We start from the raw sequence: 25212 nt of genomic DNA, 5'->3' as shown, positions 1-25212 counted from the left end.
CTCCTCTATCCGTAGATTAACTCAATGTAGCTTCTAAAGTAGTTGTCCATTTCTACTAACCCTAGAGTCTTCAGCATCCCGCTCATTTCACTCAAGCGAGTTTCTACCTCCGCGCGAGTGTCGCCATTAAACATAATATTCAAAAAGTGAATTGTAAATCCGTCTTCGCCATCAAAACGATTGACCAATTCGTCTGACAATTGTGGTGCACACAACGTCTGTACCTCCGCGTCACGTCGACATAAGAGCACCAAACTCACCTGTTCAACCAGCCGCAGATAATAATCACCATACTCGCTACCGCTAATGTCCTGCTGAACGATGGCACGTTTGAAACAACGCTTCAGAACATCAGTAGGCATATAGTTGGCCGCTAGTCGCAATAAACAGTAGTCATAAATAATCCAATCTCGGCTGGCGAATAATACGCGCTGTATGTCTTGCTGAATCTCAATGTCCAAGGCGGTCGTGACGCCTGTCTTTCTAGCCTTCATTACGGCGTCCAGTACCGCCATATTCAATTCTTGCAACCGTCCGGTAGCCGAGACCGTTCGGGTTTTATACTGGCGTACCGCGGCATCCACGCGTTCAGACTGCATGTTAAATCGCTCAAGATAAAGCAAATCCGCGACCTGTTTAAAAGGCGATAAATACTGATCAGAGTGTTGCTGCATATCCCAATAGCGAATACCTTCACGCTGCATCACCGCGCGCAGACGTTCACCTGAAATACGCGATTGACCATTCTCAAATCGCGACAAAGTTGACGGACTATCTGGGGAAGCAGCCCGCAAGCTAATACGGCGCTGTTCTCGATATTTTTTAAAAAAAGCGCCGATTGCGAATGATTTTTCCACGTTTTTCCTCCTGAACAAAGAAACCAAGTTGGTTAAAAATACCTGCGAACAACAAACAACTGTCAGATTAGTAGTTTTGATTATGTACAAAAAATATTTTGAAACTTATCGAGTTAGATGCTGGTGCAATTATGGGGTGTCATGTGAAGATGAGACTGTGCTAAGGCACAAACGGCTCAAGACCCACACGGATCGCACTCCGCGAAGTCTTGAGCCGACATTAAAAATAGGAGGTACAAGAATATGTCAGAGTTACTCGAGTTATTGTTGGGCGTCACCGGTCATAACGGCTAGCCTAGCACCTCCACATCGTACGATATTATCATACGATGCACAGTGTCACGTCGCAAGGTCTTCATGGAAAACGAGGTGGTCATAAAAAAACACCGGCCAAATTTGACCGGTGCTTTTTTAGCACTTATTTCGCATCTGCGTACATGTAATCGCGCGTCATTGGCAGTTCCTTACCCGAAGCACCCTTGGTGAGCAGGTACTGGATGACATCGATGTTGCCAGATTCAAACGATGAGGCGCAGGCCTGCAGATACAGGTCCCACATGCGAGTGAATTCCACGCCCTGCATGTCTTCAATCTGGTCTCGGACGGCGTTGAAGTTGTCGTCCCACATCTCGGTCGTGCGCTGGTAGTGGCGACGCAGTGGTTCCAGGTCATTGATCTGGAGCCCGGCGTCCACGATGTGCTGCGTGTTTTCAACTAAGCCTGGTACGTAGCCACCTGGGAAGATGTACTTGGTGAGCCATGCGTTGGTGGCACCACCTTGCTGGCGGGTAATCCCGTGGATGAGGGCAACCCCGTCATCCTTCATCAGGCGGGCAACGTCCTTGAAGTACAGGCCGAGGTTTTCCTGACCAACATGTTCGAACATGCCGACGGAGGTCACGTAGTCAAAAGGTTCGTGCTTGAGTTCCCGGTAGTCGACCAGGTGGACTTCAGCGACATCGCCGAGGCCTTCTTCGTCAATGCGGTGCTGAACGAACTTCAGCTGTTCCTCAGACAAGGTAATACCAACCACGTGCAGGCCGTATTCCTTGGCCGCCGTCAGCATCAGTGTGCCCCAACCGCAACCAATATCGAGGAAGGAACGACCCGGCTGCGGGTTGAGCTTCTTCAGAATGTGGTGGACCTTGTTAATTTGGGCCTGTTCGAGCGTGTCGTCATCGTGTTCGAAGTAGGCACAGGAGTAGGTCATCGTTTTGTCGAGCCAGAGGTTGTAGAAGTTATTCCCAACGTCATAGTGACTCTGAACGTCCTTCTTGCTGGCCTTTTCGCTGTGGGACTGCTTAGGAATCACGTGCATGAACTTGTTATTGCGCATGAATGAATCTGCGGATTCGTAAGCAGCGGTCAAAACCGTCTGCAGGGGCCGTGCGCTTGGCCCGGTGACGTCAATGTCGCCAGCCATGTACGCTTCGCCGAGTGCGAGTGAGGCATTCTTGGCGATTTCCTTAAGCGGAATCGATTTGCGGAAAGTAATGGTGGCCTGGACGGCGCCCTCTCCGTAAGTGTCGGAGCTGCCATCCCAGTAATTCACGGTAATGGGGATGTTGAACGAGTTCGCGAACATCTGCTTGTAAAGTGTCTTCTCTAACATCAAATGGGCCTCCAATTCGTAATACTACCAGTGTAGACCTATTCCAATTTTTATGTAAGCGCCAATCGGCAAAACGTGACAACTGTCGCATTTTTCCGTTTCAAGGCCACACAACAGCGTCATTGCTGATGAAAATATTTATTGTGACTTATATCCATTGAAAATATGATGCAAAATTGCACAAAAATAGCCACCCGTACCACTACGAGTAGCCTTCAGTTGCTTTAACGCAATTCGGCAGTTAACAGCACCATATCCCGCAATGGCAGTCCATTGCTGATGATGGGCGGCTGGTAAGCGGCAAAGAAATCGCGCCGCACACCACTGTAGCGAAAACCATTTTTTTGGTAGAAGAGCTGGTTTTGCACGTCGGCGTCACCGGTGCCCACGAGCATTTGGCGATAATGGGGTGCCGCCCAGGTCTGCAAGTGCCGAATCATGGTGCTGCCGACGCCGCATCCACGCATGTTCGGTGCAACGGCAATGTTTTTGAGTTCAACGGTGTCGGCATCCGTTCCGGCCATCAACAACGCCACGGCGCAGAGCGCATCATCGGCAGCACGGCGGAGACTGAACAAGCGGCCCGTGTTTTCGTACGTGCCCAGAATTGCTGGATCGCTGTCGCCTTCTAGCAGAAGCGCGTGAAATGCCTGCCGGTTTGAATCTGTTTCTTCTATAAAGTGTAGTACGGCATTCGTCATCCCGATTACCCCAATTCGCTGACCATGTTGTACCAGGTCTCGCCGGCATGCGCAGAATCCGCCACGCCTTCGTTCACATAGCCATGTGCTTCGTAGAATGGCACTAGCCGTTTCAGGCAAGTGAGCGTGATTCCGCGGCGGCCCTGTGCACGCGCACGGTCGGCAAAAGCCGCGAGCAACTGGCCACCAATGCCCTGCCCCTGTGCGTCGGGCGCAACCGCCAAGCTGAGCACACTTAGGTACTGAGCGTTGGCGTCATTAGCTGTCAGGTGCGCGAACAACTCATCATAGAGGTAACGTTCATTAATCGCGGGACCAACGATATAACCGCACACCTGATCAGCTTCTGTCGCGACGATGAAAGTATCCGGAATGCGCGCAATGCGTTCGCGCATGCTATCTTCAGTTGCGGCTTCGTCGGGGGTAAAGCCCGCGTTTTCAATCGTCATGATGGTCGGCAAATCGGCGACCTGCGCGTTGCGGAATTCGAGTGCCATAGTGTTGCTCCTTTGGATTACTTTGCTTGTTACTTTAGACCTGTTAATGAAGTGAAGCAAGCACGAAAGGCTGGTAAGCACTCACCGGATAGCGCAGGCAATGGTCACAAGCCCCATGACGTGAGTGCACGGCGGGGCTGGAACAGAGGGACGGAGCGACTGGCGACGAAGCGGCGCAAAGCAAATGAGCAGTGCATGCCTGACGGGTTTTGTCAGGTGTGCACCGCTAATTTGCTCGGGAGCGCGCATTTTGCCGCGGTTTGGGCGGCAAAATCGCCAGTGAGTGACCGAAGGGCACGAACGGTCCCCGCCGCGGAGTAGCCAGTCGCGGAGTCCCTCTGTTCCAGCCCGGCCTTTTCCCCGCCAACACGCCACAAAATGACCGGTCCTGACGTCTTTTTGACGTTTATCGAAAATAATTGCAACTTTTTGACCGTTTTTGCTTGCTTGTAAGCGGTTATCCTGTATAATAGCCCTTGTGAGGTGATAGAAAGTGCTTACAGAAGAACGAAAGCGAAAGATTTTGACCGAGCTCGACAAAAAGAGCGTGGTCCAACTCCGTAAGCTGACGGATATGCTCGACGCATCCGAGTCGACCATCCGCCGCGACCTCGGGGAATTGGAAAAGGAAGGCTTGCTCCGGCGGGTCCACGGTGGTGCCGAGAAGACCGCCAGCCTGACCGCCGAAGCCGGCGTCCAGGAAAAGGCCACGGTGCACACCGCCGCCAAGATGGCGATTGCCCGTGCGGCCGCCGACATGGTGAACAACGGCGCCCTCATCTTTCTGGATGCCGGCACCAGCACCGGCGCGATGATTCCGCTGCTGCGCGGCAAGGACATCACGGTCGTGACCACTGGGGTTGACAACGCGTCGATGCTTGCTGACTACGGCATCAAAACAATTCTGCTGGGTGGCAGCGTTAAGCCGCTAACCAAGGCGGTTATCGGTGCCGAAGCGGTCCGGTCACTGGGCCAGTACCGCTTCAACATCGCCTTTCTCGGCACCAACGGGGTGCATGCCGAATACGGCTGCACGACACCTGATCCCGAGGAAGCCGCGACCAAGCGTGTCGCTGCCGGCCAGAGTGCCCAGGCAGTTGTGCTCGCCGACTCTAGCAAGTTCGGCGCGGTCTCTTTTGCCCAAGTTCTGCCGATTCAGGACGCACTGATCATCACCGATGACAGACGGGAGCTCGATGATTCCTTCACGAAGCTCAGTAACATCAAGGAGGCACAATTTTGATTTACTCAGTCACCATTAATCCAGCAATTGATTACGTGATTGGCCTGCCCAAGCTCGAACTGGGATTGGTTAATCGCCTCGATAGCGCCATCAAGCTCCCCGGGGGTAAAGGCATCAACGTGTCCCGCATCCTCAAGGAACTGAGCATCCCCACCACCGCGTGGGGCTTCACCGGCGGCTTCACCGGCAACTTCATCAACCAGAGCCTCGAAAAACTCGGTCTCGGCTGCGACTTCACCCCGATTGCGGGTGACACGCGCATCAACGTCAAGCTCAAGGCGGAAGATGAAACCGAACTGAACGCCCCTGGCCCCCAGATTGCGGATGCCGAAATCGCCGCTTTCCGGGCAAAATTCAGCAAGCTTCAGGCCGGTGACGTGGTCGTCATGGCCGGCAGTATTCCAGCCGGTTTGCCAGAAAGCTTCTACCGCGACTTGATTCCGCTCATCCACGAGCGCGGTGCTGAGTTCGTTATCGACACCACTGGCCAGGCATTGCTCGACACCCTGCCGCTCAAGCCGCTGGTTGTCAAACCTAATCACCACGAACTGGCTGAATTGTTCGGCGACGCGGAGTATGACAGTTTCCAAGCAACCGCTGCGGCGGGTCGCAAACTCTTGGACCTTGGTGCTAAGCACGTGCTCATCTCCATGGCCGGCGCGGGCGCCTTGCTCGTGACCAAGGACAAGGCTTGGCACGGCACGGTCCCAAAGGGGAACGTGAAGAACTCCGTTGGTGCGGGGGATTCGATGCTCGCCGGGTTCACCGGGACTTTTGCCCAGACTCAGGACGAACTGGCCAGCTTCAAGAAAGCCATCGCCTGCGGGAGCGCCACGGCCTTCTCCACCGACCTGGCCACCGCCGCCAAAATTGCCGAAGTTGAAGCCACCATTACCATTGAAGAGATTTAGGGAGGAACAACATGGACATTCGTGAACTTTTGCGGAAAGACATCATGATCATGGACCTGCAGGCCACCGATAAGGCCGGGGTCATTGACGAAATGGTCGCCAAGTACGCAGCCAGCGGCATCATCACTGACGCCGCCCTCTACAAGCAGGACATTTTGAAGCGGGAAGCGGAATCCACCACCGGGATTGGTGATGGCATTGCGATGCCGCACGCCAAGGACAAAGCGGTCACCACCGCCGCCGTCCTCTTCGCCAAGAGCAACGCCGGCGTGGACTACGACTCCCTGGACGGCCAGCCCGCCCACTTGTTCTTCATGATTGCAGCGCCTGAGGGTGCGGACAACACGCACTTGGCCGCCCTCTCCGCCCTGTCTTCCCTGCTCATCAACCCTGACCTGGTGGCCCAGCTCAACCAGGCCGAAACACCTGATGATGTGCAGCGCCTCTTCGCCGCCGCCCAGAAAGCTAAAGACGAAAAGGATGCCGCTGACGAAGCCAAGGAAAAGGCCGCTGAAGCCGCAGCAACGCAAGCAGCCACTGCACAGCAGACTGACACCAAGCCTTACATCGTCGCTGTTACCGCCTGCCCAACTGGGATTGCGCACACCTACATGGCCGAAGCTGCCCTGAAGGAAACTGCCGAGAAGATGGGCGTCGACATTAAGGTTGAAACCAACGGTTCTGAAGGGGTCAAGCACCAGCTGACCGCAAACGACATCAACCGCGCCGTCGGAGTCATCATTGCCGCCGACAAGAAGGTTGAAATGAACCGTTTCTCTGGCAAGCACCTGATTAACCACCCCGTTATCGACGGAATTAAGAAGCCACAAGAACTCATTCAGGACACCCTGGATGAAAAGGGCGGCATTTACGCCGGCACCGGCGCAAGCAGTGATGCCGCTGAAGAAGAGTCAACCGGCACGCTCTGGAACCGCATCTACAAGGACTTGATGAACGGTGTGTCCAACATGCTGCCATTCGTTGTCGGTGGTGGGATTATCATGGCCCTCTCCTTCATCTTCGAACAGTATGCGGGTCCCAAGTCCATGCTCTTCACCTTCACCAACGGCCTCGGGAACTACGCCTTCAGCTTCCTGGTACCAGTCCTCGCCGCTTACATCGCGATGAGTATTGGTGATCGTCCTGCACTGATGCCTGGGTTTGTCGGTGGTTACATGGCCACCCTCGCCCAAGCTTCCGTGGTTAAGGCAAGCAACCCGTCCGGATTCCTTGGTGGTCTGGTTGCCGGGTTCATCGCCGGGTGGATGGTCGTTTACCTGAAGAAGGCCTTCAAGGGTCTACCGAAGTCACTCGACGGTCTGAAGACGATTCTGCTCTACCCAGTTGTCGGCCTCGCCATTATCGGGCTCATCATGTTCTTCGCCGTCAACCCAATTTTCGCCGCAATCAATGGTGCCCTGATCCACTTCCTGGAAAGCATGGGTACTGGTAACGCCATCCTGGTTGGGATTATCCTCGCCGCGATGATGAGTATCGACATGGGTGGTCCTTTCAACAAGGCGGCTTACACCTTCGCTATTGGGATTTACTCCGCATCTGGTTACACCGATGGTCGCTGGATGGCCGCTGTCATGGTTGGTGGGATGATTCCACCACTGGCAATCGCCATCGCCTCCACCTTCTTCCCTGCAAAATTCACCGCGCAGGAACGGCAGTCCGGACTTTCTAACTACGTTCTTGGTTTGACCTTCATCACTGAAGGTGCGATTCCATTTGCCGCAACCGACCCCGTGCACGTTATCGGGAGTTCCGTTATCGGGAGTGCAATCGCTGGTGGTTTGACCCAGCTGTTCAAGGTTAACGTCCCTGCTCCCCACGGTGGAATTGTGGCGCTGGCCCTGACCAACCAAAAGGTCGGCTTCCTCGTTTCCCTGCTCGTCGGCGCCATCGTCGCTGGTCTGATTCTTGGGATCTGGCGGCCAAAGGCTAAGCAAGATTAGAGTGGGCCGCAATGCGGTTAGCTTCTGAGCACTAACGTAAAAAGGTCTTAACTCCCCGCAATTGGGAGTTAAGACCTTTTTGGGTTAGGCGGAGGAAGCTGCATTGCGGTCCACGTTTCAATGCTGGGAGAGTAGTGCTTTTGCACGTACTCTCCTACATCCGAAGCGAAGCGTAGGTGGCCGACTCCTCACCGTAACTCAGATTGGTCAGGAGTCGGCCGGCGTCGAAGCACTCTATATATCGGAAGCCACTATCCAATCACAATTCTTTTGTGGTCATCGGCTCTACTCCGGGAATGGGGCGGATTGGCTCTGCTCGCTGGGGACTGCGTGGCGGGGACCGCTTCAGCCGGTCCTACGGTGTCCGTCTCACTACGCGCTAAAGCGCGAGGTCGACTGGCCCTGCCGTCTTCCGCTGGCAGAATTGCCGCAAGACCAGCGTCAATTCTGCGCTCCCGACATCAGCATGTGCAGCCTCGGCGAAAAACCACGCCGAGTCTCCAAATGCTAATGTTTTCGCCACTTCGTCCCCGCTCGCGCCGCCAATCCGCCCCATTCCCTCAGTGCAAACTCCATCAGTGTGCGCAATCTCTACTGGAGTATGCAGGATAGCACAATGTCTACACAAGCGGTATACTGTTTCCACTAAACTACTCGGAGGCTATTCATGGACTACTTACTACTCCTGCGCGGTGTCAACGTTGGCGGCAGTCACCGCGTTGTCATGGCTGACCTGCGCGCACAGTTCACTGCCGCTGGTGCGGCCAACGTACGCAGCTATATCAACAGCGGCAACCTTTTGTTCAGCTATGAGGGCGCGGATCCCGCCGCTTTTGCAACTCAGATTCTAGCTGCGAACTACGACTTCCCGATTGCGAGCGTTGTGCTGAGCGCGCCAGAAGTGGCCGCAAGCTTGGCCGCTGTCCCCGACTGGTGGGGACAAGACGCGAACTTCCGCCACAACGCTCTCTTCAAGTTGCCCGGTTACGAAGACGCGTTCGATGAGCTCATCCGCAGCAAGGCCACCGCTTACGACCGCATCGCCTTCGCTCCCGACGTCATCTTCTGGAGTTCGCCGCAGAAGGTCAACTACTCCCGCGCGCTGTACGCCAAGATGTTGCCAGAACCCTACTATCCGCTCGTCTCCATTCGTAATCGCAACACGACTCTGAAATTGGGCAAAATGTTGACGAAAATGGCTTCGATGGAATAGTCGCACTCACTACACATTACTCAATAAGCAAACAAAAAAAGAACGAGTTTCTTCGTTCTTTTTGTTTTACTTTGGTTTATGAACATGAACATACCCATCATCTGATTTTAAGGTCTGATAAAAATGCTTCAAGCCCTTAATGTCCACGTTTGTCAGTTTCCCGACTAGTTTAGTCACAGTGAGCGCTCGCGTATCAATTTTGAAGGCAGTATCCACCCAAGTAGGTTGATCAAGACCCGCCGCTCGCCAATCGGTAATTCGGTAAAATACCCGCTTCAAGTAATCTGGTTTGTTAGCAAATTTGGAAGTCAATTTCAGCGCAATTGACGGTCGCCCGCTCATCTTGAATATCAACACTGGGCGTGCTTTGCCTTGGTTTTGATCCTTGAATTTGACGAAAGCTAAATAAATACTGCCATTCTGCGGCTTAATCATCACTATTCCTCATCTAAGTACTTACGAATTTCTTCAGGATCTGTGAGTGTGGGCGCATCCGATTCGTAAACCGTTTTAGCCAAACTCATTTCATTTTTTTCACGCTCAGTCAGACCCAACCGGAATGGAATTTCACCTTCAGCGACAGCCCGTTTGTACAAAGCGGTAATTACCGTAGTCGGCGTGAGGCCCAAGCGGTCAAACAATTCGTTTGCGTCATCGCTTAGTTGGCGATCAATTTTTATTTGCACACGTTTCTTTGTGTCTGCGGTCATGGCTCATTCCTCCTTGAATTCACTACCATAATACTACCATCAGCAGCCTGATGCACCATAATTTGTGGACAAAAAAGCTCTCGTCACAATCATGACGAGAGCTTTTTACTTCTCACTGTTCATGTTGCACTTCATGCCGGCTGTGCCAGCGCTGCAATCCATACACCAGTGCAATCCAAATCACCGCGGTGATTGTCGCAATGGCAGTAGATTGGCTGAACATCATGATGACCACCACCATGGCCAGGAAGGCCAATACCAGGTAGTCCGCAAGTGGGAAGAATGGCGCGCGGAAGGCACTCCCCTTGGGGTTCAGCTTGCGGTAGCGCAGATGCGCCAGAATGATCATCACCCACACGAAGAGAAAACTGATGGTCGCCACACTGGAAACCAGTGCGAACACTGACGACGGCAGGAACATGTTCAGGAGTACCGCAATCGCGATGACCGCTGCCGACACCATGATGGCGCGCGCCGGCACCTGTGTCCGCGACAATTTAGACAAGCCATGCAGCGTCTTGTTCTTACTCGTAATCGTCTGCGAGAAGAGCATCCGGCCGGTGCTGAACAGACCGGAGTTGCAGGCGGACGCCGCCGCCGTCAGCACCACGAAGTTGATCACATCGCTGGCGCCGGGCAGGCCGACTTGCTGGAACACCTGCACGAAGGGACTGTTGCTGGGGCTGACCACGTACCAAGGGTTAATGCACATGATGACCAGCAGCGCGCCAATGTAGAACAAAATCACGCGAACGGGCAACTTGTTAATCGCGTCCGGAATCGACTTGGCGGGATCGTCGGTCTCGCCGGCAGTCATCCCCACCATCTCGATACCAGTGAAGGCAAAGACGACCATCTGGAAGGACAGCAGAAAGCCGCCCGCACCTTTTGGAAACAGTCCGCCGAATTGCCAGAGGTTCGCCACGCTCACGTGACCGTACGGTGTTGCGCGGTGCATGACCAGCAGCACAATCCCGACGGCAATCAGCGCAATAATCGCGACCACCTTAATCAGCGCAAACCAGAACTCCGCCTCCCCGAACAGGCCGACCGAGATGAGGTTCATCAGCAGTAAGACGACCAGCACCACCAGACCCGGCAACCACTGCGGCAATGCGGGCCACCAGTTGCGGACATAGACCCCGATGGCGGTCACCTCCGCCATCGCTAAGCTCAGCCAACAGACCCAATAAGTCCACCCGGTGACCACCGCCCAGTTCTTGCCGAGGTACTTGCCGATACTATCAACGAACGAGCGCTGATTCAGATCCGAAATCAGGAGCTCACCCAGCGCGCGCATAATCAGGAAGCACACGATTCCGGTGATTAGGTAGGCAAAAATGATCGCCGGTCCCGCTTTATGGATGGATTCACCCGCGCCCAGGAACAAACCGGTCCCAATGGTGCCCCCGATTGCCATGAGCTGGATATGCCTACTCTTCAGATTGCGTGCCAACTGCGGTTCTGTGCTTGCCATGCGTAGCTCCTTTATCAAAGTAATGTTAAAAGTATACTCAAGTGTCCGCAGTCTGTAAACAGTTGCCTACCTAATGCGGCTATTTGCAGAAAAGTTGATGAGCGTTTCTTAGTGAATTGCTGAGTGGACGCGAAGACCGCGTTATTTTGCGTGTCCTGGCCATTCAAAATTACTCGCGGATATCCAAACGGCGCAGTGTCGGGACGATGCCCGCAAGTAGCACCACGCCCAGTCCCGCAAAGGCCAGATTGAAGCCAATGGCGGTGATGATCCAGCCCATCAGTGGGAACAGTGCAATCATAATGAGCGAGAACAGTAAACTGGCAACGCTGAGGAGCGTGGCCCGCTGGCCGCTGGGCACCAGTGCGTTGTAGTAGATGTTAAACAGTGGGTAAAGCAAGGCGGTGATCCCCGCGATCAGCAGGTACATTGCCAGCATCCCCGGCAACCAGTGCGCATAACTCAGCAGCAAACAGGCGGTCATCACAAAACAGATACCGCGCACCAACTGACTTTTGCTAAAGCGCCGCTGCAGGAATGGCGTCAGCTGCACGGCGACGACGTTGACCACCGCCCCCGTCAGCATGAGCCCGGACACCAGTGCCCCGCTGAAGTGGCGCGCGGTCATGACGTGCTGGAAGTAATAATAGTAGGCAGTCGCAATCGCGCTCATCGCCGCGTCGACCAACATTAGCTTGCCCAGCAGTGGCGTGGCCCGCAGCACTTGCAGACTAGTTGTGATGATGGCGCGAACGGTCTGCCGCTGTTCGCGCGGCCGCTTGCCAACGTCAACCGCTGCTAGCAAAGCGAAGCCCATCAGTAGCGCAAGGCCAACGCTAATCCAGTAAGTCCAGGCAAAATGCCAGTGGACCATCGCGCCGGCCAGCACAACGCCCAAAGTGCTCGTGATTTCGGTGATACTGGCGACGCGAGCGGTCGCTTGTGCATAACTGGCTTCGCGCGTCGCCAGTGGCAGCGATTCGTACACGAAGGCTTCCAGCGTCCCCGACTGCAGGTTGTAGCTGAAGGCACTAATAATGAAGCTGGCGGCAAACCACCAGAAGGAGTTGCCCAGCAGCATCAGTACACTGCTGAAGGCAGCGGCCAGCCGACTGGCAATCAGCACCCGTTTGTAGCCGAAGCGGTCGGCGAGCACCCCGCTAGGGACTTCAAAACAGAAACTGGCGACGTGGAAGATACTTTCACACAATCCGATGAGGACCAGCGGCAAACCGCGCTGGCCGAGGTACACGACCCAGAGACTGGTGATGCCGAAATAAGCGGTGGCACTGTATAAGTAGGCCAACCCAATGTTATGATTTTTACGCATAATTTTGACTTTCCGTGCGCACACAAAAAGGGATGGCAAGCGCCATCCCTTTCGGTTTAGCTTCTGTTGCCGCGCACAATTCTCAGTTAATCATCATTTTTGAGCGCACTACGCCCCTGAGCCGCGAAAATAAAGATAATCGCGTTCTTGTGGTTGATCCAACTGAGTTGCGCGTTAATCATCAGAAACCTCCGTCGTAAGTTGTTGTCAGCAATATACCATTAGCGGATACTGCCTGTACACCTACTTACGCTTGGTCACATCCAGGCGGTACTGAATCAGCAGGCCGCGACGAGATTCTTGTTCCTTCTTCACGTCACGGGTGTTCAGCTGCACGGTGGTGCTATCCAAGTGCAATTTGCCATTCTTCATTCTAAAACGTAATTCCACGGGGAATACTTCCTTTGTTATTGCGATATTCGTTTCTTCGCCGCACATGGCGGCGCGCGTCCAAGCCTTGCTTACTAAGCTAAACCCGAACAATCCTCTTCGAGTTTAACAGTGAAAATTTTCATTGTCAAAGATATAACGTTTTCAGTTATGTAGTAAGAGCACCTGATGGTACGACAATTTGCAGTGCTGAAACAAGTCGATCGCTGAATGACCGCCAGAACACAAAAAAAGACAGGCTTCTCAGCCTGTCTCGTTAGTGCGGGTGAAAGGACTTGAACCTTCACGGCCGTAATTGGCCACAAGATCCTTAATCTTGCGCGTCTACCAGTTCCGCCACACCCGCATCACTGGTATGTTGTGCCTCAAGCACAAGAAATATCATACCGAGAATTCGCCGCGATGTCAACGCAAAATCGCAAGAATTTTGTATTTCCCCCGCGAACCGCGGACCGGACAAGATCAGCACGCCACTTTTACCCGCAAGGATGGCTTTCCGGTCAAGACTCAGCTACACTATGGCATAGAGGAGGAGATAACACATGGCGAACATTTTTGAGCTCACAAACGTCGGCTTTACGGCGGACGGCAAGCCTATTCTCACGGACATTAACCTGACCGTCACGGCGGGCGAATACATTACAATTTCTGGCCCGTCTGGTTCAGGTAAAAGCACGCTACTTCGGCTACTGGCAACCATGCTGACACCAACGTCTGGGACAATCCTGTACGATGGCCAGCCGCAAAACACGCTGCCCAAGCCCGAATACCGGCAAGCAGTATCCTACTGCTTCCAGCAACCGAGTTTGTTTGGCGAAACCGTGCGCGATAACCTCGCCTTCCCCTTCGAGCTGCGCGGGCAAGCTTTCGATGAGCAGCGAGCACTAGCCGCGCTCAATTCGGTGGAACTGCCTGATGCGATGCTGACTGCCAAAATCACGGCCCTATCCGGTGGTGAAAAACAGCGGGTGGCCTTGATTCGGAACTTGCTTTTCCTCCCCCAGGTTCTGCTGTTGGATGAGGTCACAACCGGACTGGATGCCGAAACGAAGGCCACGGTGCACGCCCTGATTGAGCGCCACCACCAGGCGGGCATGACCATTCTGGCCGTCACCCACGACGAGACGGAAATCGCCGCCGCTAGCAAGCTGCTCACCATTAAAGAAGGAAAGTTGGTGGCCAATCATGAATAACCTCATTGTTAGTCCGACCGCGCTCGCCTTCGCGGTGATCCTGGTGGTCATCGCGCTGGGCATCAACCTGCATGAAAAAATTGGGCTCGAACGCGACATGATTGTCGGGGTCATCCGCGCTGTCATCCAGTTAACCGTGGTCGGCTACGTGCTCACCTACATCATCAAGGTCGACCGTGTGTGGCTCACCGGCCTCATGGTCGCCATCATCATCCTGAATGCCGCCTACAACGCCTACAAGCGCGCGGCGGGTATCCCGCACGCTTACGCCATTAGCTTACTGGCGATTTCGGTCGGCACCCTGGTGACCATCCTGCTGCTGGTTCTCGCCCGCGCGGTGAAGTTCACGCCGAGCCAGATCGTACCGATTTCGGGGATGATCGCCTCGAACGTCATGGTTGCCATTGGCCTAGCCTACCGCAACATGAACGCCGGCTTCCACGACCAACGCCAGGGCGTCCTCGAACGTCTCGCCCTCGGTGCCTCGCTGAAGCAAGCCTCCGCCCACATCGTGCGTGCGGCAATCCGCACGGGAATGGCCCCAACGATTGATTCAGCCAAAACGATGGGGATTGTGAGCCTGCCAGGGATGATGTCCGGACTGATTTTTGCCGGCGTTAACCCGTCCAAGGCCATCATGTACCAGATCATGGTCACCTTCATGCTGCTCGCTGCTACCAGTATTGGGAGCGTCATTGCCTGCTACCTGGCGTACCCGCAGTTCTACAACAACGATATGCAACTGGTAAGGTAAATATGTACAAAATTAAGGTGCAAGCTCAACTCTGAGCTTGCACTTTTTTTAACGCCACAAAACATGCGGCAGCAGCTGTCGCTATCCCCGCCCAAAAGCGCTAGAATCAGTTTTAGGGGGAACTGCATATGTCAAACTTGATGATTCTTCAGTCATTCCTGCTTGCGCTCGTTATGAACATCATCATCAGCTTCGGCGCGACCTCGGTCTTATACCAAATTAACGACCGTACCTCGAGCCCTTTTTTGGTGCGCCACAAGGAGCTGCTCATTCAAGTCACCGGCGTTGCTTACGTGCTGTTCTTGTTTCTGGCTTTTCGCTTTCACTTTCAACTGGATCCGCAGATGACTGGCTACGGCGCTCACTGGACCTTTCTGAACATGATTCTAATTGCGGTGTACGTAATGGCGCTCTATGCGGGTAACCTCATCCAGGCCGGTGTGTGGGCACTGATCATGGCCTACTATTATTTCGGGTATCGCATTACTAGCAGTCCCATCGGCGTCATTGGGTACTTCCTTTTTGTCGGTCTGCTGCTGTATTTTGTCACGCACCGGCGCTACTTCCTGTCGGCACGAGCGCCGTACTACCTGGGCATGCTGCTTTTTTGCACCATTGGGATTGTGGTAGTCTACAGCATGGCGCCCCGGCAATTAGACCTCTGGTTCTGGGTTCGCCAAATCGGGGCGCTACTCACCATCGGCGTTGCGACCGGTGAATACAGCAACCTGATGACCGTGATGGATCGGCATTACGCGGCTGCCAAGCACGGCGCCACCCATGACGAACTCACCGGTTTAGCCAATTACGCCGAATTCAGCGCGGACGCGGTGCGCCGCTACGAGCAACTCCACCAGTCAGGCGCGCGCTACACCTTCCTCGAAATCGACCTCGATCATTTTAAGCAAATTAACGATACTTACGGCCACCCAGCCGGCAACACTGTGCTGCAGGCCGTCGCGCGTGTTTTGCAAAATTTTGCCCACAACATGCCCGGTGTCAGCAATGCCTACCGGCTCGGCGGCGAAGAATTCGGCCTATTGTTCGACGACGAAATGACGCCCGAAGAGATGCACCGGCTCGGTGAGGCCCTCCTGCAACGCCTGGATGCCGTGCGCATCCCCAGCATCAGTCCCGACCTGCGTCTGACCGCCTCAATTGGCTGTGCCGCCGCCGGAGACGTGCGCAAGAAGCTGTTTGGTGTGTATGCGGTGGCCGACCAGAACCTTTACCTCGCCAAACAAGCCGGGCGAAACCGCGTCTGTGCGGCGGGGCGGGTCTATGAGCGCGACGTTGTGCCTACTTTATCTTGAACCGAAATCGTATCAACACCCCAGTCATTTGCATGGCTGGGGTGTTTTTGATCATCTTAAATAAAACGCATACATTATTTTTAATGAATCGTTTGAATTAGATATGTTCAAGCTGATATGCTTGTTAATAAGGTAAGAAAGGAGATTAATCCCATGATGACAATGACTGAACTGACCGCAATGCCTACGACCGCCACCACGAATCCGGTCGTGACCCTCTACTTGCCACTGAGCACCACGCACGACCTGAGCAAAATGCAGCTCAAGTTCAAGGGTCTGCTCAAAGAAGCCGCGCAGACTTTTGCCAGCGACTGGCCAGACCAAGACTGGACCGCTTACGCAGCGCAATTCGCCGACGCTTTTTCCCCGTCACGGCGCATCACCGCTGAACCGGCGGCAAGCGTGTGCCTGGTGAGCGATGGGCAGCAGCTGCAGGTATTTGCACTCGAGCTGACCGTGCCCGCCAGCGTGTCAGTCGGCGAGCAGGCCAACATCTTGCCCCTGCTGCTGGACCGTCAGCAACAGCACAGTTTCGACTTGCTGACGCTGCAGCAAGATCAGATTGGCCTCTACCGCTACGACCGGCACGAGCTCAGCACGGTGCACCTGCCGGCCGACGCCCCGCGCACGCTCAAAGAAACACTGGGTAGTGAAATTCGCGGCGGCAGTCTGAATTCCGTGAGCCAAGGTCCCGGCAAGGTGAGTTACCACGGCCACAGCGATAAGGCAGCCGAAGATGCCATCGACACCCAGCGCTTCTTCCAAGCGGTCGACAGTTACATTGCCACCCACTATTCCAACCCCGGCGGCCGCCCACTGGTGCTCATGGGATTGGCCCCGACGCTGGGCACCTTCCGGCAGCTCAGTCGCAACCCGATGCTGGACGATGACCAGATTGTCCTCAGTCCCAGTGGCCTCAGTCGCGGCGACCTGCGCACAGCCGCTGTTGAACTCTGCCAGCGTGTTGATTTGCGCAATGACCAGCAGGCGCTCGCCAACTTAGACGCGGCACGCAGTAGTAGTCGTGCCACCAGCGAACTGGGCGCAATTGCGGACTTGCTGCCAGGCGGGATTGAACAGCTCGTGATTGCAGAGAATGCAAACATCCCCGGGCGTTTGCACGATGGGGTTATCGACACCAGTTCGCCAGCAGCGCGGCGACAAAATTTGGTGAATGCCATTGCCAGTCAGGTGCTCACGGATGGCGGGCAGGTGCACATTTTGAGTAGTGAAGACGCACCGGCAGTGATGACGGCGGTTAGTCGGTATCCGCTACATTAGACGAAACTAACAGAACGCCCCAGATAGCGGCATTATTGTGCTGACCACCTGGGACGTTCTATTTTTATTCCTCAATTTCAAACCCATACCCGCGAATATGCTCCTTCAACATATCCAAGTACCGCTCCGCCGTGTCGCTCAGCTCCATCTTCTTGTGGCGCAAGTAGCCCAGCGTCATCGAATCATCAACGTCCAGCGGAATGGCGACAATCTTCTCGTCGTTCAGCTCACTACTAATAATCCCCGAACTAATCGTGTAGCCATCCAGCCCGACCATCAGGTTGAAGATGGTCGCACGATCGCTAATCTGGATGTGCTTCTTGTGGTGCAGGGTACTGAGGATTTCCTCAGAGAAATAGAAGGAGTTCGTATCCCCCTGCTCGTATGACAGGTAGGGATAATCCGTCAGATCATCAAGGGTGATGCGCTTTTTCTTGGTCAGCGGGTTATCACGGCCCACAAAAACGTGCGGCTGGGCTTGGAACAGCGGCACGAACTCGAGATCCTTTTCCGCAATCAGCCGCAACATCACCGTACGGTTGAACTTATTCAAGTAGATGACGCCGAGCTCGCTTTTGAGCGACTGGATGTCATCGAGTACGTTCTGGGTCTGCGTTTCGCGCAGCGTGAACTGGTACTCGTCGCCGCCGATTTCCTTCACGAGTTCAACGAAGGCGTGCACCACGAAGGCGTAATGTTGCGCCGACACACTGAACACGCGCTTACGAACAGTGCCCTGGCCAAAATGCTCGTTGAGCAAGTTCACCTGGTCAAGCACCCCGCGCGAGTAGTTGATGAACTCCCGCCCCGCATCAGTCAGCGTAATACCGCCCCGACTACGGTAGAACAGCTGCACGCCGTACTCCTTTTCCAGCTCCTTCATCGCCTGCGACAGCGACGGTTGACTGATAAACAGTTGCTTGGCCGCTTCGTTGATGGAGCCAGTCTCGGCAATTTTTTCAAGGTACTCCAGTTGTTGAATCCGCATTTTGCACGTCCTCCGTGTTATAGTCGCTACCTATTATAGCATCTAGTAATCAAGAATTATCTATTTTGTCAGAATTCGCTTAGAATAATCTCAACAACAAACGACACGGAGGAACCAACTTATGACCAATTCACGTTTTCAGATTGTGGGCTCACTATTGCGCCCAGCTAACTTGCTCAGCTACAAGGACCAGATTGAACATCGCGACGACATTCAGTACCCCTTCTACGACGCCTTTCCTGGCTACCAGGAAACTGAGGCGGCAGACATTAAGCAGGTCATTGCTGAAGAGAAGGCGCACGGCATCGATGTCCTGACCGATGGCGAATACAGCAAGTCAATGTGGCACCTGGACTTCCTCTGGGGCTTCACCGGCATCGAGCGCTACATTGCGGACCACGGTTACACTTTTGAAGATCACGACGGCGGTAACTTCGAAACGCGCAAGGACATCGGCATCCGCATCACCGCCCCACTGTCCGGCAAGAACCACCACTTCATCGACATCTTCAAGCAGCTCAAAGCCGAAGCTGGCGACACGGCAGTCAAGACCACGGTCTGGGGTGCGGCCCACGCCTTCACCGAACTGTCCGTTTTCAACCACCTCTACGGCGAAGACCAGGTGTACAAGACCGCTGAAAATCTCAAGGCCGGCCTCATCAACGCCTACAAGGAATTCCTAAGCGACTACAAGGCCGCTGGCGGTGAAATCATCCAGTTTGACGATTGCCTCTGGGAACTGTTTGCGGATGACAACGACAAGAGCTTCTTCGCTGAAGGTAACGGCGGCATCGAAGACCTCGCCGACGAGTTCGTCGCCGTCAACAACGCGGTTGCCGATTACGGTCACGAGCTCGGCCTAAAGGTCTGGACCCACAACTGCCGCGGCAACTACGCCAGCCGCCACGCAGCCGGTGGTTCCTACGCCGCCATCGCGCAAAAGTTCCTGCACGACCAGCACTACGACCGCTTCTTCCTTGAATGGGACGACGACCGTGCCGGCGACATCACCGCCCTTCAGGCGCTGCAGGACCGGCCAAACGTTGAGGTCGTGCTCGGGGTGCTCTCCAGCAAGACTAAGACGCTTGATGACGAAGCCCGCGCCCTGCGCCTGCTCGATAAAGCCAGCGCGATTTTGGGCAAGGACCGGCTCTACCTGTCCCACCAATGCGGTTTTGCCTCCTGCGACGGCGGTAATGAACTCACCGCTGCTGAGCAGTGGGCCAAAATTGACCAGGGCCAGCGGCTTGCTGCTGAATACTGGGCAGGCGTGACGGCTGAATAAATTAAGCATTAGTGACACACAAAGGGCGAGCCTCCATGGAGGCCCGCCCTTTGTGTGTCACTAATTTCTTTCTGTCTTTGTTTTTCCAGTAAATAGTAACCGGCCATCATAGTGTCCCCAGCAAGAATAAATCACTACTAGTTTTTCTTCAGGATTAATCTTGTACACGACGCGGTGTTGCACGTTCAGCCGTCTTGAGTAGAAACCTGCGGCAGGCGGTGTTAATTTCTCAAATTTTTGACTTGGATCATACGAATCAGATTCAAGAACTGCTTTGATCTCAAAGAACTTACTACGCAGCGGACTTTTCAAAAGTTTTCGCAGCCCTGTTTTCGCACTGGGTTGAATGCGAACTGTCCACTCACTCATTGTCTAATTCCCGAATCATTTCGTCTAAATCAACCGCTTCTTCGCCTTCACGGTTAAGCGCGTCTTGAATCTGCCCATTCAGCAACAATGCCATGGTTTCTTGTTGCGCGTCGTAATCGCGTTTGCTCATCAGTACCGCACTCTTTGAATCATCCGCTCCCGCAATGATGATTGGTGTCGCATTACGATTAGTACTTTGAATTAGTTTGAACAAATTTGCGCGTGCATTTGTAGGGGTTGTAATTTCTGTCATGAATTTCCCTCCAATTCTATGCTTACTCGACAACAACATCGATGAACTTAATGGAAATGTCTCATCATCACGCTGATTATAGCGTACATGATGACGTACATCAATTATGTGCATTTATACACAAAAGGCGACGTCTTCACGTCGCCTTCTAGCTACTTTTATACCAGCCGTTCATTAAAGTGCATGATTCGTGCCCGGAAGTTATCCTTGTGGTCCAGGTGCATCTCGTTGAACGCCACGTTGTACACCGCGGTGAAGTTGTACACGTCCGACAATGTGGCGGCCGCAAACAGTGCGCGAATTGTCAGGCCATGCGCCACCACCAGCACCGAATCCTTGGGGTGCTTGGCTTCAATGTCCTTGAGGAAAGCGTTACTGCGGCGGATGAGGTCTGGGTAGCTTTCCGCATTCGGCGCGTACTTGGAGTAGTTACCGTTAAACATCCCCGAGTAGTCAAAAGCATCCGGGTGCGCAACGCGAATTGGGTCCGCTGAAGTGCCGTCCCAATCCCCGAAGTCCATTTCCATTAGCCGCGGATCCAGCTGAATATCGGCGCGGTGGTTGGTCAAAATCGCGGCGGTCTGCCGAGTGCGTAGCATTGGGCTCACGTAGACGGCGTCAAAACGGTCCCAATCGTAGGCCTGACGGACCTTCTGGGCGTACTCGATGCCCTTATCTGACAGTGACACGTCATTACTCTGTCCAGAAATCAAGTCTGCACTGTTGGAAACACTAATACTATGCCGAACGATAACTAAATCCATAGTGAATAATTCTCCTTTTGGTAAGCGCTTAATAATAGTCTATTATACGTATTCACCGCCAGAGAGTCCAATGCGAGTTACCCCAGTCTGCCGCTCCCCACTTCGTACAAAGTGCGCTCTTGCAGGCGCTGGAGCGTGTACTGCCAATCCAAGCTGAATTTAGCGTCGGTGTCTGCACCGCTTTGCTGGACGCGGGCGAACTGGGTGGCGACGCGCTTGGCCAATTCTTCCTGGTAACGCGCAATCTGGGTCGTCCGCAAATTATGCTTGCGGCGCTGGTTCGCCGCGTTCTGGAGCAGAATTTTACGCATCTGGGTGCGGCCGGCCCTGGTGCCCGCTGCCGCCCAGTTGTGCTCAAGTAAGCGGATGAGCAGTGCCTGCTCGCGGCGCACCCACGCGGCCGTCCGCCGAACTGTACTGTGCAAAATGCGCGTAGTATCCGCACTGAGTGTTTTCTGCCGCAGATGCGCCAACACTGCCGTCAATTGCGGATGACTGCTGTGCACATCAATGCCGCAATCCGCCGCTAGCGCGAGCAAAAACAAGTCGCGTTCCGGCGTCCGCTGCAAGTGACGGCGCAGGTCGGACACGCTGCAAGCACAAAAACGGGCGATTAGCCGCAGCGCGTCACCTGGTAATGCGGTTTTTGCGGGAGTAGCCACCGTTGCTGCCGGCGCCGTTGCCGACGTCTGTTTCACGGGCGCGGCGACTGGCTTAGCCGCTTTGTTCTGCACTCGCAGTAGCCGCTGCTCAAAACGCTGCTGATCTAGGTGAAACAAGGGAAAATTCGCCCGCGCAAAGTCCGCCAACTTGGCCGCAAACGCCCCGTCATCGCTGAAGGCACCGAGCGCCCGCCCGCGTGTGTAGCGTTCTGCCGGAAAGCGGCGCCCCCACTTGTAGTAGGTCAGCACCTCATCCATGTACATCTGAATCGTGTTGACCCGTTTGCGCACCTCACTGGCTACCGCCGCAGGAATTCCCAGCTCCTGTACAAAATGCGTGACGCCCAGATAGATGCGCTGGTGCGGCGCGGCGACTGCTTCAAGCACATACTGATTCTTCACGATGCGCCCGCACTGACAGTGGTAATGCGGAAATTGACGCAAATCACGGGGCTTTTGCTCCCAGTGGTAGTCAATGTTCACCCCCACGAACCGCCAGCGCGCACCGCGCGCGTAAATGTCATTGAAGAGCTGCGACTTGCTCGCGTAGAGCGTATATTTGGCCAAAACTGCGAGTTGGTCATCAGTCAGTTGCGCCCAGATGGCGGCGCGGGATTGAGCGGTGAGCGTGAAAACTTCCATGAATCAGGATCCTTTCCAGAAAATATGCTCTAACAGTGTAGCGCAAAAGCAACTTGCAAACAAGCGTTCGTAGCTAAAAACGATCTACCTAATCATTAGTCATTGATGGTTTTAGGCATTCCTAAAAATAAGCTTGCTTTTCCAGTACAAACCCAGTAGCCTAATAGTAGAGCATAAGTTAGACGCACCTAAAAGGAGGGATCATTTTGCTTGAGATTCGTAATCTCTCGGTGGGATACTCCGCCGCGCCAATTTTTACTGATTTATCAGTAACATTTGCGAACGGCAGAATCACCGGGATTATCGGCCCCAACGGTGCCGGTAAATCAACCATGATCAAGGGCGCTCTGGGCCTGATCAAGACGCAGCGCGGCACCGCCACGTTCTGCGGACAGGCGCTCAGCAAACAACGCGGGAATATTGCCTACGTTGAGCAGCACAATGATCTGGACCTGAGTTTTCCCATTAATGTTTTCGACTTCGTCCTCAGCGGAACCTACGCCCAGCTTGGCCTGTTCAAGAGCCCCGGAAAGCGCGAGCACCAGCGCGCTTTAGCGGCCCTTGAACGTGTGAACTTGAGCGCATTCCGCAATCGGCAGATTGGCGGCTTATCCGGTGGGCAATTGCAGCGGGTCTTCGTGGCCCGTGCCATTGCCCAGGATGCTGACCTGGTCATTCTTGATGAACCTTTTGTCGGGATCGACATGCATAGTGAACAGCAAATTATGACCGTTTTGCACGAGTGGCGCGACGCCGGCAAGACCGTGATTGTCGTCCACCACGACCTGAACAAAGTGTCCGCGTACTTCGACGATTTGGTCATCTTGAACCACGGACTGATGGCTAGTGGTCCCGTTGCCGCAACCTACACCGCGGCCAACATTGAGCGGACGTTCAGCTCGGACCTCTCTGCTTTGCTGTTTACAAAAGGCGGTGATCAATATGCATAGTATTGCCACTTTCATTGCGGCGCTCAGCAAGTACGACTTCTTGCAAAGTGCCCTCATCACCTCAACCATGGTCGGCATCATGAGCGGCCTGATTGGGAGCTTCATCATTCTACGCGGCATGTCGCTCATGGGTGACGCCATTTCCCACGCGGTACTGCCCGGTGTGGCGGTCGCCTATATTCTCGGAATCAACATTCTGATTGGTGCCTCCGTGTTCGGCATCCTGGCCGCGCTGATTATTGGTTTCGTGTCGACACACAGTAAACTCAAGAACGACACGGCCATCGGCGTAGTCTTCAGCGCATTCTACGCCCTGGGGTTTATCCTCATCTCGCTAGCTGGTAGCGCAACGAACCTGCACCATATTCTGTTCGGGAACGTCCTCGCCGTCAGCAATGGCGACATGATTACCACGGTCATCGTGCTGTGCATCGCGGTGCTGTTTGTGGTCATCTTCTATAAAGAGCTGCTCATCAGCTCCTTTGACCCGACTTTTGCCCAGACGTACGGACTGAACACGCAGCTGATGCACTACAGCCTGATGCTCGTGCTCACCCTCGTTACGGTCTCCGCGCTGCAAACCGTCGGCATCATCTTGGTAGTGGCGATGCTGATTACACCCGCCGCTACCGCGTTCATGTGGACCAACCGCATGAGCACCATGTTGACACTGGCCGCTGGCTTTGGCGTGTTGGCATCCACGGTCGGGCTCTACCTCAGTTACACCTTCAACTGGGCGTCCGGTCCGGCCATCGTGATTGTGGCTGCGGGGATGTTCCTGATTTCCTTCCTCCTCGCGCCCAAACAAGGCCTGCTGATCAAGCGGCGGGAGGCCAAGCATGCTTAAACGTCTCAGCATGACTATCATCGCCCTCGCGTTCACGGTTTGGGGCGTGGTCGCCTTCACGCAGCGTACGCCTGAAACTGTCGACGGCAGCGCGAGTGGCAAACTGCGCGTGGTCACGACCAACTCGATTCTGGAAGACATGGTGGCCCAGGTCGGCGGCGACCGCATCGAACTCTACAGTATCGTTAAACGCGGCGTCGACCCGCATGAATACGACCCGCAGCCGCGCGACATCACCGAAACCGGTCAGGCCGACCTGATTTTCCACAACGGTCTGAATCTGGAGACTGGGGGCAGCGGCTGGTTTAAGAAGCTGATCAATTCCGCTCATAAAATCTGGGGCGATGATGTGGTCGCCGCTAGTACCGGTGTGACCCCGCTGCATCTCAGCACCAACAAAAATGAGCAGGATCCCCACGCCTGGCTGAGCCTTGCCAACGGTGCGCAGTACGTCCGCACGATCACCAAGGCCTTGGTGCGCAAGGACCCGGCTAACGCGGCCTACTACGAGCGCCGCAGCGCCGACTATATTGAGAAGCTCACCCGGCTGCACAAGCGCACCCAGCAGCAATTTGCAGCGGTGCCGAAAAACGCGCGGGTGCTGGTTACCAGCGAAGGGGCGTTCAAGTACTTCGGCAAGGCCTACGCCGTCACGCCCGTTTACATCTGGGAACTGAACACCGAAGCCCAGGGCACGCCCGAACAAATGCAGACCGTGCTCCGCAAAATTCGCAGCAGCGACGTGCAGGCGTTGTTCGTCGAAACCTCCGTCTCGCCTAAATCCATGGAGAAAGTCAGCCACGAAACCGGCTTGCCAATTAAAGACAAAATTTTCACTGACTCCCTCGCCCCACGCGGGCAAACCGGAGACACCTACTACGCCATGATGCAGTGGAACATCAAGCAGATGCTGGTGGGGATGAAAATTAAGTAGTGGCTGGTGAATAATTTGTCCAAGCTATCTGTAACAGTTCCTTAACCCGTTATCGTTGTATAATAGATGCATAGG

The 25212-nt window shown here is 54.5% G+C and carries 26 protein-coding genes and 1 tRNA gene; 12 read left to right on the top strand and 15 right to left on the bottom strand.

What is annotated here, in order from left to right; genetic code table 11:
- Positions 1–5 precede the first annotated feature (5 nt).
- From EKM97_RS04245 to EKM97_RS04230, 4 genes are all read right to left on the bottom strand, one after another.
- Positions 6–857, bottom strand: a complete 852-nt coding sequence (locus EKM97_RS04245) for a helix-turn-helix domain-containing protein (protein ID WP_125571041.1) — start codon at positions 855–857, stop codon at positions 6–8.
- Between the two features lie 418 nt (positions 858–1275).
- The gene (locus tag EKM97_RS04240; RefSeq protein WP_125571040.1) at positions 1276–2469 is read right to left on the bottom strand and encodes an SAM-dependent methyltransferase; all 1194 of its coding nucleotides are present in this window, start codon (positions 2467–2469) and stop codon (positions 1276–1278) included.
- A gap of 224 nt (positions 2470–2693) precedes the next feature.
- Positions 2694–3170, bottom strand: a complete 477-nt coding sequence (locus EKM97_RS04235) for a GNAT family N-acetyltransferase (RefSeq protein WP_125571039.1) — start codon at positions 3168–3170, stop codon at positions 2694–2696.
- A 5-nt stretch (positions 3171–3175) separates the two neighbouring features.
- Positions 3176–3667, bottom strand: a complete 492-nt coding sequence (locus tag EKM97_RS04230) for a GNAT family N-acetyltransferase (RefSeq protein ID WP_125571038.1) — start codon at positions 3665–3667, stop codon at positions 3176–3178.
- A gap of 493 nt (positions 3668–4160) precedes the next feature.
- Between EKM97_RS04230 and EKM97_RS04225 the strand changes: the two genes are divergently transcribed.
- The 4 genes from EKM97_RS04225 (at position 4161) to EKM97_RS04210 (ending at position 8995) form a co-directional block, all read left to right on the top strand.
- Complete coding sequence (locus EKM97_RS04225; RefSeq protein WP_125571037.1) at positions 4161–4910, top strand: DeoR/GlpR family DNA-binding transcription regulator; 750 nt, start codon at positions 4161–4163, stop codon at positions 4908–4910.
- Positions 4907–5821 carry a 1-phosphofructokinase gene (pfkB, locus tag EKM97_RS04220; RefSeq protein WP_125571036.1) on the top strand — a complete coding sequence of 305 codons (915 nt, stop codon included), beginning with the start codon at positions 4907–4909 and terminating at the stop codon, positions 5819–5821. The genes EKM97_RS04225 and pfkB overlap by 4 nt, the downstream gene beginning before the upstream one ends.
- Before the next feature lie 11 nt (positions 5822–5832).
- Positions 5833–7782 carry a PTS fructose transporter subunit IIABC gene (locus EKM97_RS04215; protein ID WP_125571035.1) on the top strand — a complete coding sequence of 650 codons (1950 nt, stop codon included), beginning with the start codon at positions 5833–5835 and terminating at the stop codon, positions 7780–7782.
- 667 nt (positions 7783–8449) lie between these two features.
- Entirely contained in the window at positions 8450–8995 is a 546-nt protein-coding gene (locus EKM97_RS04210) for a DUF1697 domain-containing protein (RefSeq protein ID WP_125571034.1), read from the top strand.
- A gap of 66 nt (positions 8996–9061) precedes the next feature.
- On the opposite strand, the gene EKM97_RS04205 is transcribed toward EKM97_RS04210, so the two are convergent.
- The 6 genes from EKM97_RS04205 to EKM97_RS04185 form a co-directional block, all read right to left on the bottom strand.
- Positions 9062–9430, bottom strand: a complete 369-nt coding sequence (locus EKM97_RS04205) for a hypothetical protein (RefSeq protein WP_125571033.1) — start codon at positions 9428–9430, stop codon at positions 9062–9064.
- A 2-nt stretch (positions 9431–9432) separates the two neighbouring features.
- Entirely contained in the window at positions 9433–9705 is a 273-nt protein-coding gene (locus EKM97_RS04200) for a type II toxin-antitoxin system RelB/DinJ family antitoxin (protein WP_125571032.1), read from the bottom strand.
- Positions 9706–9817: 112 nt separating this feature from the next.
- On the bottom strand, positions 9818–11182 hold the full coding sequence (locus EKM97_RS04195; RefSeq protein WP_125571031.1) for an amino acid permease: 1365 nt from the start codon (positions 11180–11182) through the stop codon (positions 9818–9820).
- A 169-nt stretch (positions 11183–11351) separates the two neighbouring features.
- Complete coding sequence (locus tag EKM97_RS04190) at positions 11352–12512, bottom strand: MFS transporter (protein ID WP_125571030.1); 1161 nt, start codon at positions 12510–12512, stop codon at positions 11352–11354.
- A gap of 243 nt (positions 12513–12755) precedes the next feature.
- On the bottom strand, positions 12756–12902 hold the full coding sequence (locus EKM97_RS11920; protein WP_164507430.1) for a hypothetical protein: 147 nt from the start codon (positions 12900–12902) through the stop codon (positions 12756–12758).
- 260 nt (positions 12903–13162) lie between these two features.
- Positions 13163–13248, bottom strand: a tRNA-Leu gene (locus tag EKM97_RS04185).
- Positions 13249–13444: 196 nt separating this feature from the next.
- On the opposite strand from EKM97_RS04185, the gene EKM97_RS04180 reads away from it, so the two are divergent.
- The 4 genes from EKM97_RS04180 to EKM97_RS04165 all read left to right on the top strand — a co-directional run bounded on the left by EKM97_RS04180 (position 13445) and on the right by EKM97_RS04165 (position 17443).
- On the top strand, positions 13445–14095 hold the full coding sequence (locus EKM97_RS04180; RefSeq protein ID WP_125571029.1) for an ABC transporter ATP-binding protein: 651 nt from the start codon (positions 13445–13447) through the stop codon (positions 14093–14095).
- Positions 14088–14849 (top strand): ABC transporter permease, encoded by a 762-nt coding sequence (locus EKM97_RS04175; protein WP_125571028.1) that lies wholly within the window; start codon positions 14088–14090, stop codon positions 14847–14849. The genes EKM97_RS04180 and EKM97_RS04175 overlap by 8 nt, the downstream gene beginning before the upstream one ends.
- A 128-nt stretch (positions 14850–14977) precedes the next feature.
- Positions 14978–16162 (top strand): GGDEF domain-containing protein, encoded by a 1185-nt coding sequence (locus tag EKM97_RS04170; protein WP_125571027.1) that lies wholly within the window; start codon positions 14978–14980, stop codon positions 16160–16162.
- A gap of 153 nt (positions 16163–16315) precedes the next feature.
- The gene (locus tag EKM97_RS04165; protein WP_125571026.1) at positions 16316–17443 is read left to right on the top strand and encodes a baeRF6 domain-containing protein; all 1128 of its coding nucleotides are present in this window, start codon (positions 16316–16318) and stop codon (positions 17441–17443) included.
- A 64-nt stretch (positions 17444–17507) separates the two neighbouring features.
- Here EKM97_RS04165 and EKM97_RS04160 read toward each other — a convergent pair whose 3' ends face one another.
- The gene (locus EKM97_RS04160; protein WP_125571025.1) at positions 17508–18431 is read right to left on the bottom strand and encodes a LysR family transcriptional regulator; all 924 of its coding nucleotides are present in this window, start codon (positions 18429–18431) and stop codon (positions 17508–17510) included.
- A 121-nt stretch (positions 18432–18552) separates the two neighbouring features.
- On the opposite strand from EKM97_RS04160, the gene EKM97_RS04155 reads away from it, so the two are divergent.
- Entirely contained in the window at positions 18553–19716 is a 1164-nt protein-coding gene (locus tag EKM97_RS04155) for a cobalamin-independent methionine synthase II family protein (RefSeq protein WP_125571024.1), read from the top strand.
- A gap of 60 nt (positions 19717–19776) precedes the next feature.
- Here EKM97_RS04155 and EKM97_RS04150 read toward each other — a convergent pair whose 3' ends face one another.
- From EKM97_RS04150 to EKM97_RS04135, 4 genes are all read right to left on the bottom strand, one after another.
- Positions 19777–20085, bottom strand: coding sequence for a Txe/YoeB family addiction module toxin (locus tag EKM97_RS04150; RefSeq protein ID WP_125571023.1), 309 nt, complete (start codon positions 20083–20085; stop codon positions 19777–19779).
- On the bottom strand, positions 20078–20338 hold the full coding sequence (locus EKM97_RS04145; RefSeq protein ID WP_125571022.1) for a type II toxin-antitoxin system Phd/YefM family antitoxin: 261 nt from the start codon (positions 20336–20338) through the stop codon (positions 20078–20080). The genes EKM97_RS04150 and EKM97_RS04145 overlap by 8 nt, the downstream gene beginning before the upstream one ends.
- A 158-nt stretch (positions 20339–20496) precedes the next feature.
- Entirely contained in the window at positions 20497–21102 is a 606-nt protein-coding gene (locus tag EKM97_RS04140; protein ID WP_125571021.1) for a histidine phosphatase family protein, read from the bottom strand.
- A gap of 77 nt (positions 21103–21179) precedes the next feature.
- A complete protein-coding gene (locus EKM97_RS04135; RefSeq protein ID WP_125571020.1) occupies positions 21180–22406 on the bottom strand; it encodes a hypothetical protein in 1227 nt (408 codons plus the stop codon).
- A gap of 206 nt (positions 22407–22612) precedes the next feature.
- Here EKM97_RS04135 and EKM97_RS04130 point away from each other — a divergent pair, with 206 nt between their 5' ends.
- Genes EKM97_RS04130 through EKM97_RS04120 form a run of 3 tightly spaced genes read left to right on the top strand, consistent with a single transcriptional unit; the run spans position 22613 to position 25137 of the window.
- A complete protein-coding gene (locus EKM97_RS04130) occupies positions 22613–23356 on the top strand; it encodes a metal ABC transporter ATP-binding protein (RefSeq protein ID WP_125571019.1) in 744 nt (247 codons plus the stop codon).
- Positions 23349–24203 carry a metal ABC transporter permease gene (locus EKM97_RS04125; protein ID WP_125571018.1) on the top strand — a complete coding sequence of 285 codons (855 nt, stop codon included), beginning with the start codon at positions 23349–23351 and terminating at the stop codon, positions 24201–24203. The genes EKM97_RS04130 and EKM97_RS04125 overlap by 8 nt, the downstream gene beginning before the upstream one ends.
- Positions 24196–25137, top strand: coding sequence for a metal ABC transporter solute-binding protein, Zn/Mn family (locus EKM97_RS04120; protein WP_125571017.1), 942 nt, complete (start codon positions 24196–24198; stop codon positions 25135–25137). Before EKM97_RS04125 ends, EKM97_RS04120 begins: the two co-directional genes overlap by 8 nt.
- The last annotated feature ends 75 nt before the right edge of the window (positions 25138–25212 follow it).

This window comes from Lacticaseibacillus songhuajiangensis (genome assembly GCF_003946025.1).
In the GTDB taxonomy this organism is placed as follows: Bacteria; Bacillota; Bacilli; order Lactobacillales; family Lactobacillaceae; genus Lacticaseibacillus; species Lacticaseibacillus songhuajiangensis.
Note: the sequence above shows the minus strand (reverse complement) of the source record. Positions and strands in the feature narration are given on the sequence as shown.